This is a genomic window from Alistipes shahii WAL 8301, assembly GCF_025145845.1.
Taxonomy (GTDB): domain Bacteria; phylum Bacteroidota; class Bacteroidia; order Bacteroidales; family Rikenellaceae; genus Alistipes; species Alistipes shahii.
The window spans coordinates 1305929-1325400 of record NZ_CP102253.1; the positions used below are offsets into that span (position 1 = coordinate 1305929).

At 49.2% G+C, this 19472-nt stretch carries 15 protein-coding genes and 2 pseudogenes; 7 read left to right on the forward strand and 10 right to left on the reverse strand.

Translation table 11 applies throughout. The annotated features are described in order from the left end of the window. Positions 1–5 precede the first annotated feature (5 nt). The 4 genes and pseudogenes from NQ492_RS05625 to NQ492_RS05640 all read right to left on the reverse strand — a co-directional run bounded on the left by NQ492_RS05625 (position 6) and on the right by NQ492_RS05640 (position 4552). Positions 6–293 (reverse strand): helix-turn-helix domain-containing protein, encoded by a 288-nt coding sequence (locus tag NQ492_RS05625; RefSeq protein WP_004310673.1) that lies wholly within the window; start codon positions 291–293, stop codon positions 6–8. A 125-nt stretch (positions 294–418) separates the two neighbouring features. Continuing rightward, positions 419–1327, reverse strand: coding sequence for a hypothetical protein (locus tag NQ492_RS05630; RefSeq protein WP_015546392.1), 909 nt, complete (start codon positions 1325–1327; stop codon positions 419–421). A gap of 231 nt (positions 1328–1558) precedes the next feature. Further along, a pseudogene (locus NQ492_RS05635) lies at positions 1559–2158 on the reverse strand (hypothetical protein); the annotation flags it as partial. A gap of 18 nt (positions 2159–2176) precedes the next feature. Then, positions 2177–4552, reverse strand: a complete 2376-nt coding sequence (locus NQ492_RS05640; protein WP_015546390.1) for a TonB-dependent receptor — start codon at positions 4550–4552, stop codon at positions 2177–2179. Between the two features lie 201 nt (positions 4553–4753). On the opposite strand from NQ492_RS05640, the gene NQ492_RS05645 reads away from it, so the two are divergent. Beyond that, positions 4754–6499, forward strand: coding sequence for an ABC transporter ATP-binding protein (locus tag NQ492_RS05645; protein WP_015546389.1), 1746 nt, complete (start codon positions 4754–4756; stop codon positions 6497–6499). Between the two features lie 3 nt (positions 6500–6502). Further along, positions 6503–8200: an ABC transporter ATP-binding protein gene (locus tag NQ492_RS05650; RefSeq protein WP_004370832.1), complete on the forward strand. Its 1698-nt coding sequence runs from the start codon at positions 6503–6505 to the stop codon at positions 8198–8200. A 159-nt stretch (positions 8201–8359) separates the two neighbouring features. Here the strand turns inward: NQ492_RS05650 and NQ492_RS05655 are convergent, their stop codons facing one another. The 4 genes from NQ492_RS05655 to NQ492_RS05670 all read right to left on the reverse strand — a co-directional run bounded on the left by NQ492_RS05655 (position 8360) and on the right by NQ492_RS05670 (position 12417). Continuing rightward, complete coding sequence (locus NQ492_RS05655; protein ID WP_006951739.1) at positions 8360–9511, reverse strand: IS256 family transposase; 1152 nt, start codon at positions 9509–9511, stop codon at positions 8360–8362. A gap of 79 nt (positions 9512–9590) precedes the next feature. Next, positions 9591–9953: a hypothetical protein gene (locus NQ492_RS05660; RefSeq protein ID WP_006951737.1), complete on the reverse strand. Its 363-nt coding sequence runs from the start codon at positions 9951–9953 to the stop codon at positions 9591–9593. 6 nt (positions 9954–9959) lie between these two features. Further along, positions 9960–11162: a site-specific integrase gene (locus NQ492_RS05665; RefSeq protein WP_015546387.1), complete on the reverse strand. Its 1203-nt coding sequence runs from the start codon at positions 11160–11162 to the stop codon at positions 9960–9962. Positions 11163–11187: 25 nt separating this feature from the next. Next, entirely contained in the window at positions 11188–12417 is a 1230-nt protein-coding gene (locus NQ492_RS05670) for a site-specific integrase (protein ID WP_015546386.1), read from the reverse strand. 273 nt (positions 12418–12690) lie between these two features. Between NQ492_RS05670 and NQ492_RS05675 the strand changes: the two genes are divergently transcribed. The 5 genes from NQ492_RS05675 (at position 12691) to istB (ending at position 16481) form a co-directional block, all read left to right on the forward strand. Further along, positions 12691–12894 (forward strand): tyrosine-type recombinase/integrase, encoded by a 204-nt coding sequence (locus NQ492_RS05675; protein WP_015546385.1) that lies wholly within the window; start codon positions 12691–12693, stop codon positions 12892–12894. A gap of 102 nt (positions 12895–12996) precedes the next feature. After that, positions 12997–13302 carry a helix-turn-helix domain-containing protein gene (locus NQ492_RS05680; RefSeq protein WP_015546384.1) on the forward strand — a complete coding sequence of 102 codons (306 nt, stop codon included), beginning with the start codon at positions 12997–12999 and terminating at the stop codon, positions 13300–13302. A gap of 12 nt (positions 13303–13314) precedes the next feature. After that, a complete protein-coding gene (locus NQ492_RS05685) occupies positions 13315–13659 on the forward strand; it encodes a hypothetical protein (RefSeq protein ID WP_015546383.1) in 345 nt (114 codons plus the stop codon). 532 nt (positions 13660–14191) lie between these two features. Then, a complete protein-coding gene (gene istA, locus NQ492_RS05690) occupies positions 14192–15715 on the forward strand; it encodes an IS21 family transposase (protein ID WP_229032450.1) in 1524 nt (507 codons plus the stop codon). A gap of 19 nt (positions 15716–15734) precedes the next feature. Then, positions 15735–16481 (forward strand): IS21-like element helper ATPase IstB, encoded by a 747-nt coding sequence (gene istB / locus NQ492_RS05695; RefSeq protein WP_015546380.1) that lies wholly within the window; start codon positions 15735–15737, stop codon positions 16479–16481. A 269-nt stretch (positions 16482–16750) separates the two neighbouring features. Here the strand turns inward: istB and NQ492_RS05700 are convergent. Further along, positions 16751–18466, reverse strand: a pseudogene (locus NQ492_RS05700) (GH92 family glycosyl hydrolase); the annotation flags it as partial. Next, positions 18463–19470, reverse strand: coding sequence for a glycoside hydrolase family 130 protein (locus NQ492_RS05705; protein WP_015547179.1), 1008 nt, complete (start codon positions 19468–19470; stop codon positions 18463–18465). The gene NQ492_RS05705 and the pseudogene NQ492_RS05700, both read right to left, overlap by 4 nt. Positions 19471–19472 lie beyond the last annotated feature (2 nt).

Genomic DNA, 19472 nt, shown 5'->3' on the forward strand with positions numbered 1-19472 from the left:
AGCTGTTATTTCTTTAGAGGACGGTTAAGGATATACTTCTGCGCTTCCTGCTCTATCTGCGCCTGCGTCTTGACCGGGTTCTGACGTAACCATGCTTCCAACTCCGCTTTCTCAAAATAAAGCATTTTGCCCTGCGGCTTGTAATGGGGTATCAAGTTACCCGAAGTCAGCTTGTACAGGTAACTTTTAGAAAGGTTCAAGAACTTGCTCGCTTCATCGAAGCTAAGCACATTCTTTGAAAGGAACAACATCTTTTCGAGTTCGGAAACTCTTAACTCTAAATCTCTTTCCATATTGTTTAGGAATTTAGGTGAAACAATATGAAGGTGCGCACCCTCGTTTTTTTTGTTAACGGGGGCAAAGTTAAGAGCCTGAAAATGAACTCTAATTGACCTTTGTTTGAGCGTTCAATCTATGCTCAACCTTTTTTCAGTTGTTTGATGTATTTGTCTATGATTTCATATCCTTTCGGATAGATATTTTTCGCTTGGTCTGTCGCACTCGACAGGTCAGTACGTGTAAGCGGTTCACCTTTTATCTTCTTCAATATCAGCTTATTGTTTGCTATGACAGACTGCCATTCATAAACGATGTAATTATAACAGCTAAGTTGCATCATAAGATAGGCTAACAGACGGGTATTATTAACTTTCAATACCCCATTCAGTTTGCAGTTGAAAAAATCGGTAAGTATTTTGGCACTGACGGTAGTAGTAAACATATTCGCTTCATTCACACAGTCGGTCAGAAGTTTGATTTCATTGGCTTTCAACGTGGACTTGAAAGGATTGCTTTTGCCCACAATCTTGGTTGGATTAGTATCTGCACTTTCCTCTTTCTCTTTTGGCAAAGCTTGCTCTTGGATGGCAACCGCATCTGTATGGTAATTGCTTTCCTGTTCTTGCAGATAGCGCAAATACTTGGAAAGCACGACAAGATTAACGATAATGGACAAATAGGGAAGCCGCCCATCATAACAGGACGGTTCATGCAAATATGCATCCATATCAAAATCAGAGCAGCGGAAACCGATATACTTTTTTCTTTCATCAGAATTCAAGTCCTCAAAATAACCGCTTTCCCACAAAAAATCAGGAATATCCATATCCAATACAATGTTACGCACGACACGGTATTTTTGTTGGATGGCTACAATATTTTCAGTCACACGGAAAATTTCTTGTCGCAAATAATCCTTTAGCTGGGCTTGCGTCAAATATTCACGTTTTAAAAATAGTGCATCTACTTTAGTTTTATAGTCATGAGCTATACAACTATCTAATATCTTCTGTATTCCTCTGAAATTGGTTTCTATATGATTTTCCATAATCGTGTGCCTTTAAACGTTCTTACTACAAATATAAGGTAAGAATCTCACTTTTCCCGAAAACATCGGCAATAATAAGGAAGAAAAGATAGGATAAGCGTTAAGAAATTATAAAGATATGGGGAAGAAAACTATTAAAGTACACCTTTTCTTTGTATTCGTCATTCAGTACACATTTAGTACACCCTATAAAAACAGAAAACCCTGATAATCAGGTGATTATCAGGGTTTATCCGTACCCAGACCCGGTACGGAGGTGTGGGGCGAATTGAGCTGGTTGAGGGCTACATACATCTTTCCGTCTCGAATGACATTGCATCCGGGATCGGGATTATTGTCCTGAACGGCATAAGGCGAGAGGTCGATTTCATCCTCCTTTTGCAACGTAGCGGTATTGATTAGTGCAATCTTGCCCCTTCCGTGCAAAGCAACGTATGCCCGCTGTTCGTCGATGAAGTTGATTTCTCCGGGTTGCGCCATCTGTTCAAAAGTCATCGTACCTGCTTTCTGCAGCTCGCCGTGCACTCCTCTTGTAAACTTGTGTACCTTATCTCCGAATTTCCCTTCGGGCACAAGTACCGTGTTTCCTTTTGCGAATAGATAACACCCAAAGCCGAATTCGAATGCTTTCTTGTTGTCTGTTGCTTGAGGAGTCAAATCGCCGAACGTGCCGACATAAGCACTTTTGTCCACATAATGTACAAAGGCAAAATGCTGTAGCACATCGTTGGGCGTAGGTTTTGGGTCGTCGTTCTTGTCGCAAGATGTCAGCCCTATGGAGCCGACCAGCATAGCAGAAAAAGCTATGTTCTTCAATGTTGTTGTTCTCATTCTTATTTATGTTTAGAATTATAAAATACCTTTCGAGAAGACGTATCTGAATTTAAGGTGAAACGTCCGTCCCGCCAACGGCTGACGGAACTGATCCCACACTTCTTTGTTCATCAGGTTGTGGCATTCCAAGGCGATGGAATATTTGTTTTTATAAGTCAGTAACAGACCTATATCATAGACGAAACTGCGAGGAATGCGCCGTTTCTGCAATTCGGTAAGTTCCCAAAAGTAGAAGAACTCTTCCGTGAACTTCCCGTCCCAGAATGCCTTGACATACCAGTTCTTGAACAATCGGTCGCTGTGATATTCCGCTCCGAAGTTGGCAAATAGGTAGGGAATATTCGGCAATCGCAAGCCTTTTGTCGGATTGAGGGCTTGAGTGCCCGGCAAATAGTCCAAGACATCGCGCACATCCTGATAAGTCAGATTTCCGTAGGCATAGAGCGTCGGCGTTATATCCAGTTTCAACTCGGTCTCTATACCCTTGATATGCACCTTTTCCGCATTCACATATCCGGCTGCCATATGTTGTTTCATCAGTTTTATCATATCGCTCACCTGCATATAAAAGCCATTTACTTCAAATTGCAATCGCGACAGTCCGAGTACGCCGTTTTTATCTATCAAGAAGCCCAGATTGAAGTTGTGGCTTTTCTCCGGTTTCAGTCCGGCAGCAGGAAAGGTGATGATACCGTCGCCGAACAACTCTTGCGAATTGGGGAGGCGTATTGCCCGTTGGTAAGATGCCTTCAGATGAAAGCCTCTGAACGGTTCGTACTTCATTGCCTCTATCCAGCCGATCTGCGATGTCGTATTGCTCTTTTTTTTCGGAGCCTCAATCATCTCGTATGACGTCAAATCCTCTATCTCGGAGTGGAGATGGAAATACTTTGCAGAGAACATATTCGTCAGTTTCCTGCCGAAGAGTTTCGTCTCCCAAGTCAGTCCCGAAGCGACACTGGTCTTTTTGCTTGGAAATCCTCCGATGACAAAACCAGCATGCTGACTCGCAATGTCATCGCTCGGTTGTCTTCGGGCATAGTTGATAAGCGTGTTCAGGTTCAGACTATGATTGGTGGACAATCTGTAATCAAGGTTGAGGCGTTCGTTGATTTCCAAACCTTTGTCGTTCGAGTTGTGAGGGACATCTCCCGTTTCTCCCTGTCCGTTCGGACTCGGATATATGTTTCCCTCGAAATCGTGATTCACCCGTGCCGTATCCACAAAATTGTTCGTTGTATGTGATAGGGAGAAATGCGACTCGAAGTTAAGGCGGTTGTTCAGTACCCCGCTTTTCATCAGCTTGTTTTCGAGCATAAACATTCCTGATTTGTTTTCGGCGTGCTGGATATTCTTCAATACTCCTTGTATCTCATTGAAACGGTTGTAATACCCGAACTCAGTACTAATCTCATCGAACCAAAGTTTTGTGAAAGCGACTTTTCCTTTCAGCATATACGAACGAAAACGGTCGTGGTCTCGCTTTACCAATAGGTTCTCTCTTTCAGGAACTCTAAATGAGTAATCATTCTTTGCCGATGTATAATAACCTCCCGCACCGAGCAGAATACCGCTCTTCGGAAAGTTCTTGCGCGAGAAGACACTTCCCTTGTGTGTCCGGTAAGAACCCAGTTCGTACGAAGCATCCAAATAGTCCGTACTGAACTCCTTCGTGACGATATTGACGGCACCACCCAAGCCATCGCAACCGAAACGTGCAGGGATAATGCTTTTATAGACCTCTATCCGTTCGATAATATCTATCGGAATCTCATCAAGCGAAAAGGCTCCATCCGACGTATTCATCGGAATACCATCCCAAAGAATCTGAATGCGGTTTCCTTCCAATCCGTGAACGATAATCCTCGAACTGCTTCCCAATCCACCTGTCTGCCCGACCTTCAAACCAATGGTCTTGTTCAAGATGGTTTCTAAAGAAACGGAACGACCTTGCAATTCCTTTGCATTTATCACTGAAACCGCTTCGGGCGACTCTCTGATAACCTGTGCTTTTGTTTTTCCAAAGACGACCACATTTGCCAATTCTGTCGATTCCGGACGTAACTTCAGGGTATGACACTTTTCATTTGCCGTAATTGTGTCGGTAATTGTCTGATAACCTACATAACTCACTCTTAGTACAAGTTTTTGATGGGCATGGATATTTAGTCTCGCCACTCCTTTTCTGTTGGTGGTTGTACCGTTCTTGTACGAAGGATCGTTCAGACCTTTCCATTGCACAGTGGCAAATTCTATACTGTTTCCATTCTCTGCATCAATAACTTTTATTTCGATGGAATGCTGTTGTGCGAACATCGGATAAGCCCACAGCAATAGGATGCTGACGATGAGCACTCTTTTGTATAAATGAACTATTGAGTCGATTGACATATCTTATCTGTTTATGAAAACCCGTGCAAAATTACCCACCTATAAAACAGATAAATAACCCTACTATTCACACTTATACCCCTATTGAGTTTTATATGTGTCAAGTTATCGTTTTCGGGCAGTGTAATGCTCATTCGGGTTATTTTACCCCTGTGCGTCTCCGTACTTTTGCATCTTAGAAAATCAAAACGATACATACATATGAATAAACAAAAAATCAAACCTCTCGATGAGGAACGGGAGAGCCGCAGCCTGCTCTCCAATGCGGTGGTCATACTGCATCTCGTTTTCGGCACACTGCCTCTGCTGCTCGTGGTGTGGGCGGTGGACAGACTGATGAGCGACACGCTCACTTCTACGGCGATATGGATGGTTGGAGCGGCAATGCTGCTGTTCGCCCTGCTTCGCGGCGTGTTTTACGGAACGTCGATCTGGCGGGCGCACCGCTCGGCTTACAACGCCCTCACACGGTTGAGGTTGCGTATCGTGAGCCACTTGCAACGGCTGCCGCTCGGCTTCTTTCAGGAGCGGAAGGTGGGTGACTTGGTGAACATCATCAACCACGACGTGGAGCAAATCGAGATTTATCTGGCACACGGATTGCCCGAAATCCTCTCGGCAACGCTTTTCCCTGCTTTGCTTTGGGTAATTGTTATGGTATTGGACTGGCGGCTGGGACTGTCGCTCATCTCGCTGCTACCGTTGGCATTTCTTTTGCAGATGGCAGTTAAAACGTTTTGGGGCAAGAGTTTCCGACACTTTATGGAAAATACGCAGAAGATGTCGGAAGACCTTCTGGAATATGTGGCTACAATACCAATCATTAAAGCATTCAGCCACGAAGAGACCCGGACAGAGCGAGTTCTCGGAGGTATGCGCGATTATATCCATTGGGTGAAGCGGAGCATGTTCAGCGTTACTGTTCCGATGACGCTCATCACGATGTTCTTGGAGGGCGGCATCGTGGTAATGACCCTTGTCGGGCTAAGGTTGATGAGTTCGGGCGAACTGACCGTAGCACGTTTCATCCTCGCCCTGATATTGGGTGGACTGTTCTCATATTCCTTTGCCAAACAGGCTACGTTCCAGCATTTCAGGATTGTCTATGGTCAATCGTTGGCGAAGGTTCAGTCGATTACCGAAGTACCTGCAAAGGATACGGCAGACAGGGATACGGATGCCATGCAGACCGATGTCTGTTTCGAGCACGTGACATTTGCCTACCCGAATAAGAAAGACTGTGCGTTGTGTGATGTCAATCTGCAATTTCCCAAGGGTAGTCATACGGCTATTGTGGGCGAATCGGGGTCAGGCAAAAGCACACTGGCAAGCCTGATGATGGGTTTCTGGCAACCGCAGTCGGGAACCGTTCGACTGGGCGGCGAGAACCTTGCGGAACTCTCCGAACACAACATTGCCGATTTCTTTTCTATGGTGCAACAAGAGGTATTCCTCTTCAACACGAGCATTCGGGACAATATCCGTATCGGCAAGCCCTCCGCCACGCAAGAGGAGGTGGAAACAGCTGCACGACGTGCACGCATTCACGATTTTATTACGGGGTTACCCAATGGTTACGATACTTTGGCAGGCGAAGCCGGCGTAAAATTCTCCGGCGGAGAGAAACAGCGCATTTCCATTGCACGGATGTTGCTCAAAGACTCGCCGATTGTCATCCTCGACGAAGCCACCGCTGCCTTGGACGGGGAGAACGAGAAACTCATTCAAGAAGCTCTTGATGAATTGCAGCGTAACAAGACCGTCATCACCATCGCCCACCGTCTCAACACCATTCAGGATATGGAACGTATTGTCGTGATGGACAAGGGAAAGGTTGTGGCGACGGGAACACACGGAGAATTGATGGACAACTGCCCACTATATCGCAATATGACGGAAACACAGGAACGGGTAAGCAAATGGCAACTGAAAGAGGAGGAGGTATAAACAATGATACGCAATATATTGAATGAATTGACCGTTCGCGGAGTGCGGCATCTGATAATCTCCGCACTGTTTTTCGTGGTTTATGCCCTTTGCGGAACGGCAATAATGCTTACTGTCCTGTTCCTTATCGACCGCCATATATCGGGCGAAAGCGTTTCGCTCATTTCGGCAGCGTGGATACTCGTTGGTCTGCTGATTTTGAAAACCATATCCAATGCCGTAGCCGATATGAGCAAGCACTTTGCCGGCTTCGATCTCGTGGAGCGCATCCGTGAGAAGATCATCTTGAAACTGAAAATGTTCTCGCTTGGCTTCTACACCAATGAACGGCTGGGCGAGATAAGTACTGTCATTCACAAAGACGTGGACAATATGGAAATGGTGGTGGGGCACCTTTGGACACGGATGTCCGCTGATTTCATCGTGGCGCTGATACTCGGCATCGGGCTGTTCTGGGTGGACTGGCACATGGGGTTGGCGATGATTGCCATCCTTCCTATTGCCCTCTTCTCCTTGTATCGGGGCATCCGTTCGGGAATGAAAGCACAGCAGGAGGCGCAGGACGGTCTGGCGGATATGGTCAGTCTCTTCGTTGAATACGTCAAGGGCATACCTATGCTGAAAGTCTTCGGAGGAAAAGGAATGTTTCGTGACAGACTCGACCACTCTGTTAGTGAATTTGGAGAAAGCAGTAAGAATGCTTCTCGTTTGGCAGCTGTGAGTGTGGGTAGATACACCTTTCTGATAGAATTGGCTTTTGCACTGATGGCAACGCTTGGTCTTTGGTGGACTTGGCGTGGCGAACTTTCCCTTTTCGCTTACCTGATGTTCGTCATCGTATCGAAGGAGTTCTACAAGCCCTTTGTCAATATGGAGAGCCATTGGCTGAACTACATCAAGGTAAAGGACAGCTACGAACGCATTTCCCGTCTGTTGGATGCTCCCGTGATCGTTGATCCCGACCAACCGAAAACGGCGGAACGCTTCGACCTCTCGTTTGATGGTGTCGGTTTCCACTATGAAAAAGAGGGGTTCGAGATGAAAGACCTCACGTTCAACGTACCCGAACGGACGGTAACGGCTCTTGTCGGCTCGTCAGGGTCGGGGAAAACCACCATCACCAATCTGCTGCTCCGCTTCTGGGAACCGCAGGCAGGCTGTATCCGTATCGGCGGAGTGGACATACGGGAAATGGACTACGATTATCTACTCGGCAAAATCAGTGTGGTAATGCAGAACGTCATTCTCTTTTCCGACACCATTGCCAACAATATCAAGGTGGGCAACCGCAATGCCACACAGGGGGAAATCGAGGAAGCCGCACGTCGGGCGATGATACACGACTTCATCGTCAGTCTGCCCGATGGTTACGAAACGAAAATTGGGGAGAACGGTTTGGGACTCTCGGGTGGACAGAAGCAACGCCTCTCCATCGCTCGCGCCTTCCTCAAAGATGCTCCGATCCTCCTTTTAGACGAGATAACGAGCAATGTCGATCCCGTCAATGAGTACAAAATACAGCAAGCAATGTCTGTGCTTATCCGAAAGCGCACGGTCTTGGTCATTGCCCACCATTTGCAGACCATCCGCAATGCCCACCAGATTATCGTGATGGACAAGGGACAGCTTATGGAGAAGGGTATGCACGCCGAACTCGAAGCTAAAGGCGGAATGTATTGCAAACTGCTGTCGATGCAGTAAGATCGCTAAAAAAGAACAGGTAGTAAGACGCATTTATCTTACTGCCTGTTCTCATATTCAGGTAGTGTCCGAAAAAGTGTGTAAGCGTAGTTGTTGCTTTTTTACCACAGGGGCATGCCCCTGTGGTAAAAACTTTGTGGTTTTCTTGTTATTATCCATTTATTTGATACTCCGCTCTTGGAAGTAGGGCAACCTCCTAGCATAAGTCCTTTCTGTCATCTCTCGGGCAACAGATCCTAAAAGGAATACGACGGCACCAGCCGAGGGTAAAGCTCCGCGCATACGTAACGTACGCTTATAGCTGCGATTGAGGCGCTCCACCCAGGTCGTGGAGTAAATCATACGACGAACTTCTTCTGGGAATCTCAGATAGGTGAAGTAGCCTATATTGCGAGGGGAAGACAGAGAGAGGAAACTCCTGTAACTCTTACCCCAACGCTCTGCAAATGTACACAATTTCTCAAATGCCTTGATGGGAGTAAGTCCTATATCTCGAATAGGGAATAACTCATCCAACTCCTGTGTCATCTGAGCTTTATCCCTTTTAGACACAACATTAAGGGCTTGTCGTTTGAAATGGACAACACATAACTGATGAGCTGACTGAGGGAAAGCCGAGCAAATAGCGCGTTCAATACCCTGTAAGGCATCTGAGATAATCAGATCTATCCGTTCCACGCCCCGAGTTTTGAGTGCTTTCAACTCCATCTCCCAATTCAACGCTCCCTCTGTGGGATGATTCACCACACAAAGCACCTCGCGACTACCATCAGGAAGTAGACCGAGCATCGTGTAGTAAGCCTCCTTAGAGACACTATCCTCTCGCCGAGTAAAGGCAAACGTTGCATCAATGTACACTGCCAAATAGTGAGGAGACAATTGGCGTTCTAACCACTTGTAGATCTCTGCCTTACTCGTGTTGGACAGGAAGCTAACTTGCTGTTTACTATAGTGATGACCATAGAGGCGTTCGCACACGGCGCCAATATCTTCGCACGAAAGTCCTCGCGTATAAAGTTCATGGAGGAGAAGGGCGCGTTCGCTTTCTTGATGCGAAAGAATGCCCAAAATTAGGGGCTCGAAACTCCCTGAACGAGTACGTGGAATGCGAAGCTCAAAGCTACATCCATAGCCCCGCCATCGACGGGGACGGAAACCATTGCACTGTTCTCCTTTATGCTCTTGGACAAAAAGAGAACGTTCTTGCTTGGAGAAGGTGTTCAATAATATACGAATAAGTTCGTTAATACCTGACTCCGATGATAGCATTTCCGAAATAAATGCCGACTTTTGTGATGTTGTAAGCTCCATTGTTCTTAGTTTGTTTTTCTTGTTACCACAAAGTTAAGAGCTATGGGGCTTACACACTTTTTTAGGACAGTATCCATATTCAACTGTACCATCCACCTTTGCCATAACACACAAGTAGCGGAGGACTTGTTCTCTTCTTTTCGGTCAGTCTTCTGATTATCCATTTACGGAAACTTTTGGCTTGTGGAGAAGCAAAACGAAATGACAGCATCGTTATCATTTCAATATTATATAAATCCACTGCACCACCCTTAAACAATAGCGTTTGCATCACCTCATCTTCTCTGAGTAATCCTTCTTTGAAGATAGACTTGATGTGGCTGTTTACTTTGCCGGAGAATACGCCGAATAAATCGGCTATTTCGCAAGCCGACATCCAAATGGAAGTCGTAGGAACGTGTACGTTCCCATTCTCCTCAATGGTTATGAATTCTCTTTTCATAGTAATTCAATATTCATTGTTTTTTCTTCTTTCGATTAACTTATCCATATCCTCTGCAATCTTCTTCTCTGCAATCTTCGCATAGGTCTGCGTGCTGGTGATGGAGGCGTGTCCCATCATCTTGGCAATGCTCTCCGTACAAATCCCCTCGGAAATCAAGAACGATCCGAAACTGTGCCGGGCTTGATGGTAGGACAGATTCTCTTTGCGTCCGATAATGACGCCCAGTTCGTGTATCTCAAACCACATCATGTCTCTGCTTGGCAAAGGGAAGACCGGCTGCGTGTCATCGGTCGTATTGTACAAATCAAGTATCTGCTCCGCTATCGGATGCAGAGGGATAAATGACTCCACTTTCGTCTTCTTACGGTTGATGCGAATGTATCTTCTATCGTCGGCAGTCCGCCCGATATGGTGTGGATACAGCAGTTGGGTATCGACATAGGCAAGTCCCGTAAAACAGGAGAAGATAAAAGCCCTGCGAGCCAATTCCTTCAATGGGTCATTGGCGGGCAGTTTCAGTTCTAGCAGTTGTTTGAGTTCCGCTTTGCTGATGTGCATTCGTTTGGAGGACGGTTTCTTCTCATACTCCAACTCTTCCAAAGGATTGGCACGGATAATCTCATGGTCTACGGCAAGATATATCAGTCTGTTCAGCCAACAAAGGCAATGGTTGGTCTGCGATGCCCCGAAGTTCTTGTACCGCTTCAGGTAGACCTTATATTCCCGTCCGAATTCCTCGGTGATGTCCGAAAAGGCAATGTCCGCCTTGCCTTTCGAGTCCAAGAACTCACGGATATAGCTCTGGTAATACCGAGAACTCCTGTAGGTCGAAGTGGAGTCGATTTCCTTGGAACGGACGGCAAGGCGTTCCCGTTCCCTTTCTCCCATTTGGAGCAGATGGGTAGGAATGACCGCCTGACCTGCTATCCTGTTTTTCAATAGTTCGGCACTGACCACACCCTGCTCTTTGAGCATTTCATCATAGAGCCGCTCCGCATACTTTCGAAACTCTTTCAGGCGGTTGTTCGTCCGCACGTCCGCGGTCTCTGCTTTTTTTGCATTCCATTGTTTGGGATTGCAAGTAATACCCGTGGTTATCGTCGTGCTTTTCCCGTCGATGGAGATTCGGCAAAGTACGGAAGTTGTACCATCCACACGTACCTTGTTGCGATTGATATAGAGTAGTAAAGAAAATGTGCTACGCATAATTCGTTTGTTATCTATGGGGTGTTTATAATATGAGTTTCAAATCCTTTGTCGCTTCGATGTATTTGTCCATATCCTCGAAAAGCTTCTTGGGCGTAACCTTCGCATAGACCTGAGTAGTTTGCAGGTTGGAATGCCCCAGCATCTTGCAGATGGTCTCGATAGGAACGCCGGCTTCCAAGGTAATCAGCGATGCAAACGAGTGCCTGCCGGCATGGTAGGTCAGGTCTTCCTTGATGTCGGCAAGGATAGCCAGACATTTCATGAGGCGGCGCATATTGGGATAGTGCAACATCGGGAAGAGAGTCTGACGGTCGTCATCCCTGTATTTCTCTATCAAGGCAAGGGCTTCGGGCAGCAGCTTGACACAGGCACGAAGCTCGTTTTTCTTGCGGCGATATTTAAGCCACAGCCCGCCATTCTCATCCGTGAACAGATTGTCACGTGTAACGGAAACGGCATCGGCGTAGGCTGTTCCCGTATAGCAGGCAAAGAGAAAGAGATCTCTTGCCAAGATATGGGAGGCGCGATGTTCGGGGATTACTAAGTCACGGATTTTCTCGACGGATTCTCGGCTTAGGGCTTTCGGCGTTTTTTCCTTTGGTTGGGGAAGACTGAAGTGGGCGAAGAAGCATCTGTCGGCATGTCCCTCCTTATAGGCTTTTCGGCATACTTTCTTGACGATAGCCAGATAGTGCCGGCAGGTATCTATGGCAAGTCCTTTCTCGTCCAAGATGAAACTCTGGTAATCGTGGATAAACTGCTCCGTCATCTGACCGAAAGCAACATCTTTGGTGCGAAACTCCTTTTCGATGAACTCTGCCAAGGTTCTCCGGGTATAGATATAGGCAGGATAAGTTCCCTTTGCACGGTCTATCCCGATGCGCTTCCTCAAATCCTCGCAGACAATGTCCGTCATCTCCAACAGGGTCATCTGTGTTCCGAGACTTCCTTGAAACAGATTCTTGACGCCTTCTGCATCAAAATCGACCTTACGTTCCACCAAGGTATCGAATGCCGTATGGATGGAGAGCATCAGCTTGTCCAGCTTCGCATTGGTCTCCACGGCTTCATGGCTCTTACCTTTCAGACGGCTTTCACGAGGATTCCACAGGTCGGATGTGCAGGAGATTTTGCAACTGAATTGCACCATCGAACGATTGACGGTGATACGTCCCATAATGGGCGCTTTGCCCGACTTGTCCAACCTGCTCTTTTTGAGGTAGAGCAACACCTTGAATTTTTCTATTTTCATACGCTTTAATTTTATGGGCAAAATTACCCGTTGTTAAAACGTTCTTTGATAAGCAAAACGTTGTGGAACAGTGAGATAGAACCCATGTCAGAAAAACCTTTCCTTTTTCCGTTACCTCACCACACTAGGGAAACCAACGGATAACGGTTTGGTAACCGAAAGGATTCAATATTCCGTGTTGAACTGCTTTCCTATCATACTCGCAGAATATAGAAAATCGACTAATTCACAACACGTTATCGGTTTATTCTCTATATTCTTCCAAATTCTCAAATGGTAGGTATTTTCCACGTAAGCCGGCATACGTTCGCGACGACCATCTCGCTGATGAACGGCGTGCCGTTGATCGCTTTGAGTAAAATGCTGGGACATAAGAGCATTACGACGACCCAAATCTATGCAAAAGTAACCGAAAGTATGATCGACCAGGCTATTACAACAATCAATGACAAAATCTCCGGCAAGTATTCGTTTTAATTACAATTAATTGTATATCAAAATAATATAACTGCTTCAAACATAGATGATCGTCTCGAAGGATTATCCCAATTTTGCGGAAGAAACCAATTCATAATAATTATGGAAAATCAATCCGCAGACAGCATTTCGCGTATTCTGGCCATCGTCATGGAAATTCTGGAAGAGATCCGCTCCCTGAAAGAACATCGCAGCGTGTTGGAGGGCGACCCTATGCTGGAGTTTTCGGAGGTTTGCCAAATGCTCCGCCAAAGCGAACGTCAGGTGCGACGTTACAGAGAACAAGGGCGTCTGGTGGGCTTCACTTTCGGGCATCGCAGGATGTACCTGCTCTCCGAGGTCCAAGAGTTCATCCGCAAGATGCGTAAGCAGGGAAAACTCGAAACATTGAAAGACACAAACCTATAAAAACTATCGTCCATGAACATTCCGAAAAAAGACCAAATCTATGTACTGGTCACACCCGAACGGTTGGAGAGCCTGATTAAAACCAATTTCATGCTGAGCAAAAGCGTGATGCTGTTCGAATATCTATGCAGCCAAAGTAAATATCCGATGTACCTTTCGGCTCGTGCGGCTTGTGAAATCCTCGGTATATCGGCAGAAACGCTTATCGTGTGCCGGCACCAACGTCTAATCCGTCCTAAAATTTATCGGAAACAATTCCTCTACAATGCCTACGATTTGCTTGCATTGTCTTTGAAACTCAATCAGCGCAATTTGCAGAATGCCATACGCAAAGCGCCTCGCGTGGTTGTCCGATAATCGAGAAAGCGCTAAAGCTGTTTGTACTGGCACAAACAGCTTTTTTGTTTTGAGACAGCACGAGTAATAATCAGAATTCCTTTGTGATCGCCGTCTGCGGGGCAAGATAGCGTCAGGGTCTTACGCCCTTTTCGGCTTTTTCGCGCGATCTCCACCCTTCGGGTCGTATCGCGCGAAAAAGACCGACTGCGGGCTGCCCCTGCCGCTGAATTTTTTGCCCCGAAGCCGGCTTCTCACTTTCATAGCGGGGATCTGCCGGCCGTATGTCCAATCAAAATCCATTTCGAAGATGAAATGGAAAACACGGTAAAATTGACCCAGTAGGGACGGATGAAATTGACCCGGTAAAAACGGCTTAAATTGACCACCTTAAAACGGTCGAAAGTGATCCATCTAAAACGGAGCAAGCTGCCCCAGTCAGTAATTTGAGTAAAAAGTAGTTGTTCAGAGGTTTAAAAGGAGTTGGATTTTGTTAGCTTGACTATCAAAAGCAAACCAAAATCCAGAGACTATGCCTAACAGACCTTTGAAAATGAATAAATTACGCACGATCATTCGATTGTACACCGATCGCGTTGGTTTAAGGGCTATCGCCGAGATGGCCCGCACTTCGCGCAACACGGTAAAAAAGTATGTCAACAAGTGGAACACCCTCAGCCTTACCTATAAGGAGTTCCTTTCCAAGAGCGATGCCGAGCTTTACGCTCTGTTCTGCATCGAGGAGACTCCGGTGGAGTCCAATCCCCGTATAGACGCCCTTGAGGCTTTTCTTCCTTCTGCCAGCAAAGAGATGGGGCGTAAGGGTATGACCAGCCACAAGCAATGGGAGCGTTATCGCGCAGCCCATCCGGACGGTTACAGTCTGACGCAGTTCCGTGTCGCCTTGCGTCGCTACGAACGCATCAGCAACCCGTCGATGCGTATGGAGCATAAGGCAGGGGATAAGTTGTTCGTGGACTATACGGGCAGCAAGCTGTGGATCTACCCTCCGGGTGAACAACCCCGCGAAGTGGAGGTGTTCGTGGCGATCCTGGGATGCAGTCTGCTGACCTATGTGGAAGCTGTCGAGAGTCAGCGCAAGGAAGACTTTATCTCGGCCTGCGAGAACGCCTTTTATTATTATGGCGGCGTACCCAAAGCTATCGTTCCGGATAACCTGAAGAGCGCGGTTACGAAAGCCAGCCGTTATGAAGCGATTCTGAACACGGAGTTCGAGCGGTTCGGCGAACACTATGGCGTGACGGTATATCCTACCCGGGCCCGCAGTCCCAAGGATAAGGCCCATGTCGAGAATGCGGTTAAGCTTACCTACAAGGATATCTTTACTGTCATCGAGCCGTTACACTGTCCCGATCTGCGGTCACTTAACATAGCTATCCGTGCGGCTCTTGAGAAACATAACAACCAGAACCGTCCGCGGCGCAACTACTCCCGTCGGGATTACTTCGAGGATGTAGAACAGGAAGCTCTCGGGCCTCTGAACCCGATCCGTTACCAGATGAAGAAGCATATCGTCACTACGGTCGATAAATACGGTTATGCGCGCCTACACGAAGACATCCACTACTACAGCGTTCCACACACCTACATCGGCAAGAAAGTACAGTTGTCCTATACGGTGGCCGACGTGGAGATCCGCTACAACTACGACATCATAGCCCATCATACCCGCGACCGCCATAACTACCGCTACACTACCGTTACCGAACACCTTTGTCCAAAGCATCGCGCGGTGATGGAGTGGTCGCCGGAGCGGTTCCTCCAGCAGGCTGCCGCCATACATGAAGACGTGGAGCATTATATCCGCAGGATACTGGAGAAGACCCGCTATCAGGATCAGGCCAACAAGATATGTTCGGGCATCCTGAACTTCGCCCGTAAAGTGGGGCCCGACCGTCTGGCAGCGGCCTGCCGACTGGCCGACAGTTACGGCAAGTACAGTTTCCGGGAGATACAGGATATACTTCAGAATAAATCCGAGGCGATAGACCTTCCGGAGGAGCCTGCCGATATGCCTGAACACGAGAACATCAGAGGCAAAGAGTACTATAAATAAATACTTAATCCATAAAACTATGAACAATCAGACATTAGAGAAACTGCGCCAGATGCGCCTCTTTGGTATGCACGACGCTTTTAAGACCTCGCTGGAGAACACTATCAAAGAGAAGATGACCCAGGACCAGTTCGTATCGCACCTGGTTCACAGTGAATGGGACAACCGCAAGAACCGAGCTGTTGAACGGGCTGTCAGAGCCGCCCAGTTCCGTTACAACGCCACCCTGGATGATGTCGACTATACCTTCGAGCGGGGTCTCGACCGTAATCAGGTCGAGCGGCTTGCCGCTATGGAGTTCGTGCGCGACCACAAAGACCTTATCATTACCGGACCGACAGGAACGGGCAAGAGTTATCTGGCCACCGCGCTCGGCTATAAGGCCTGCCAGGACGGTTTCCGAGTAATGTATGCAAGCACGGCCAAACTAATGAGCCAGCTCAAAATATCCAAGGCCAAAGGCACGATACTGGCCGACCTGAAGCGTATCGAACGCGTAGACCTGATGATCCTGGACGACTTCTGCATGCAGCCGCTCGACGCCCAATCGCGCGGCATACTGATGGACATCATCGAAGACCGGCATCAAAGGCGCTCGACCATGATAACCTCGCAGATCCCCGTAAAGGACTGGTACGACGTGATCGGCGAGAAAACCATCGCCGACGCCGTACTCGACCGCATCGTACACCACTCGCTGCGCGTTGAACTGTTCGGCGAGTCGATAAGGAAAAGAAAATCTAAATCTGAAAATGCCTATGGATAGACGCCTGCAGCTGCAAAACTACTCTTTTGTTCTTTTAGAACAAATAGTTATATTTGCAGTGTTGGTCGACACAATCCCGACCGTTTTATGGGCGAGAACTAAGTGGGGTTCTCGCATAAAATCGGGACGAAAGACCTACAAAAAAAAGTTGTTTAACCCGGGCAAAATCATATCCTTTTAGACCCTAATCCGGACAACAACTTTGAACTCTTTTTACGCTTCAACTTTTGGGGGTCATCTTCCTCCGTTTTTTAGGGGTCACTTTAACCGTTTTTTCCACCTTGGAAGCCCGGGGCCGCCGTGAAGTTCTCGCCCGCCTTCGGGTCGAAGGGGCTTAAAAAAGTTCCGTCGGGATGGAGCGGACGCAAAGTCCCGCTTTCCGGGCTGTAATAACGCTTATAGCCCAACGAGCGGGCGCGGAACAGACGCGCGTCGTCCCCGTGTCCGAGCGAGTCGGCCAGCAGCGACAGCGCAGCGTCGGCCATGTAGTACTCCAGCGCGTGCGAGACGGAGGTGTCGCCCGCAAGGTCCTTGGCGTAGAACCCCAGCGGGATATAGCCTTTCTCGATATAGGGGTCGATGTCGGGCCGCATGCGGTTCTGCGCACCGGGCGTCGTGGCCGACTTGCGCATCGCCTCGTAGGCCTTGGCGACATCGAAATCCCGAAGGCCCTTCATCCAGCTGTCGACGATCACCGGGATCGCAGGGTCTCCCTCCATCGTGAAGGTCTCGCGGCCGTAAAGCTCCCATTTCGGAAGCCAACCCCACTCCTCGTACATCCCCGTCATCGAGCGCAGCATCTCCCGCTGACGATCCGGGTAGACAAGCGTCAGCAGCTGGTGCAGGTTGCGGCAGGTGTCCCACAGCGAGAAGACCGTATAACGTTCGCCATCCGTCACGCCCGTCTCGCCCGAACGTTCCATCAGCGGGTATTCGCCGTTCACGTCGCTCACGAGGTTCGGGTGCAGCAGCGCATGGTACAACGCCGTGTAGAACACCCTCTGCTGCTGCTCGGCGCCGCCCTCGACCCGGATTCTGCCCAGAGCCTCGTTCCAGCCCTTGCGGGCCTGTTCCCGGATGGCGTCGAACGGCGCGTCCGCGGGCTGCTCGGCATCGAGGTTTTTGCGCGCGTTCTCCGTAGAGACATACGAAATGCCCATGCGCACCTCCACCTGCTCGCCCGCCGCAAGGCCGTCGAAGGAGAACCAGTAGCCCACGTCGTCGCCCGAAAGCTCGCGCCCGTACTCCGTATAGAGTTTATACCTCCCGTTGTCCGGCGTCCACTCCGCCTCCACGCCCGTCATCTTCCGTTGCTTCTTCCAATAGCCGCCGGCACTCGGCGTCTTCGAAACGCGAAGCACGAAGTACACCGGGAAAACCTTCTGCGCATTGTAGCAGAACGTCCCCAGCAACTTCGTACCCTCGATCTCCGTGGCGCTCACCCGGCGAACCATCGCGCCGCTCTCGTTCGTAAGCCCCTCGCCCAGATTTAACAGAATATGCCCTGTGCCTTCCGGAAAGGTGTACCTCTCGGCCGAGCTACGCGCCGTGGCCGTGGCTTCGGCAAGGACGCCGTACTTGTCCAGAAAGACCGAGTAATAGCCCGGGGAGGCCTTTTCGTCCCGGTACGACGTGCCGTACTCCCGGTAATCCACCATCAGAGGGCCCGTCGTGGCCATCGTCAGCAGCGCGCCCAGCTCGGGGCACCCCACGCCGCTCAAGGCGCCGTGCGCGAAGCCCGTGAAGAATTTGTTGTGGTATTCGTAGGGCGTGGACCACCAGCGGGCGTCCTTGTCGTAGACGTTCTCCTCCGACCCCATGACGTTGAACGGAACCACCGACATCATCCCGTGCGGCGTGACCGCACCGGGGTTCGCGGTCCCGAAGTTCGTAGTCCCGATGAACGGATCCACACACTCCGCAGGCTCTTGTGCCCGTGCTCCCAGACACAGCGTCAGAACCGCAAGCAGCGCAAGGCTTCTCATAGGATGTTGTTTTTCTTCGTGAAGTCGATAATTTCAGGGATATAGCCGAACGCAAGGCCCGTGACGGTGTCGGCGCATCCGTAATAGACGGCCACGCGTCCCGTCGCGGGGTCGTGCAGCGCAGCGCACGGGAACGTCACGTTCGGAACGTCGCCCGTCAGTTCGTAAATCTCGCGCGGCGATATCAGGTACGGGCCGCTGCGGGCGATCGTCTTCCACGGCTGGTCGAGGTCGAGCAGCGCCGAACCGAACGCATAGACATAACCGTTGCACGAGCGAAGCACGCCGTGGTAGAGCAGCAGCCAGCCCTCGCTCGTCTCGATGGGCACGGGACCCGCACCGATCTTCATGCACTGCCATGCCGACACCTCGAAAGCCGCCGGAGACATCACATGCCGGTGGCGGCCCCAGAACTCCATGTCGGGACTCTCCGAATAGAAGATGTCCCCGAAAGCCGTATGCCCGTTGTCGCTCGGACGCGACAGCATGGCGAAACGGCCGTTGATCTTGCGGGGGAACAGAACCCCGTTGCGGTTGAAGGGGATGAAGGCGTTTTCCAGCTGGTGGAACGTCTCAAAATCGTCCGTCCATGCGATGCCGATCGTCGGGCCGTGGTAGCCGTTGCACCACGTGACGTAATATTTGTCGTCGATCTTCGCAACACGCGGGTCGTAGCCGTAAACCCACTCGGCGATTTCGGGATCGGCGCCCACGAGTTTGAAATCCTCCTCGCAGATATCCCACTTGATGCCGTCCACCGAGAAAGCGGCGTGGATGCGCATGCGGCGGTTGGTGTCGTCGCAGCGGAAAACGCCCGCATAGTTATACTTGCCTTTCTTGAAGGGAATGACCGCCGAGTTGAAAATGCTGTTCGACGTCGAAAGCGCGTCGCGCGGGATGATCGGATTGGCCGAATAGCGCCACATCACTTCTTTGGAGCCTGCGGGACGATCCTCCCACGGCATATCCGGCATGGCCGGGCCTACGATTTTCAGGTTATTCATAA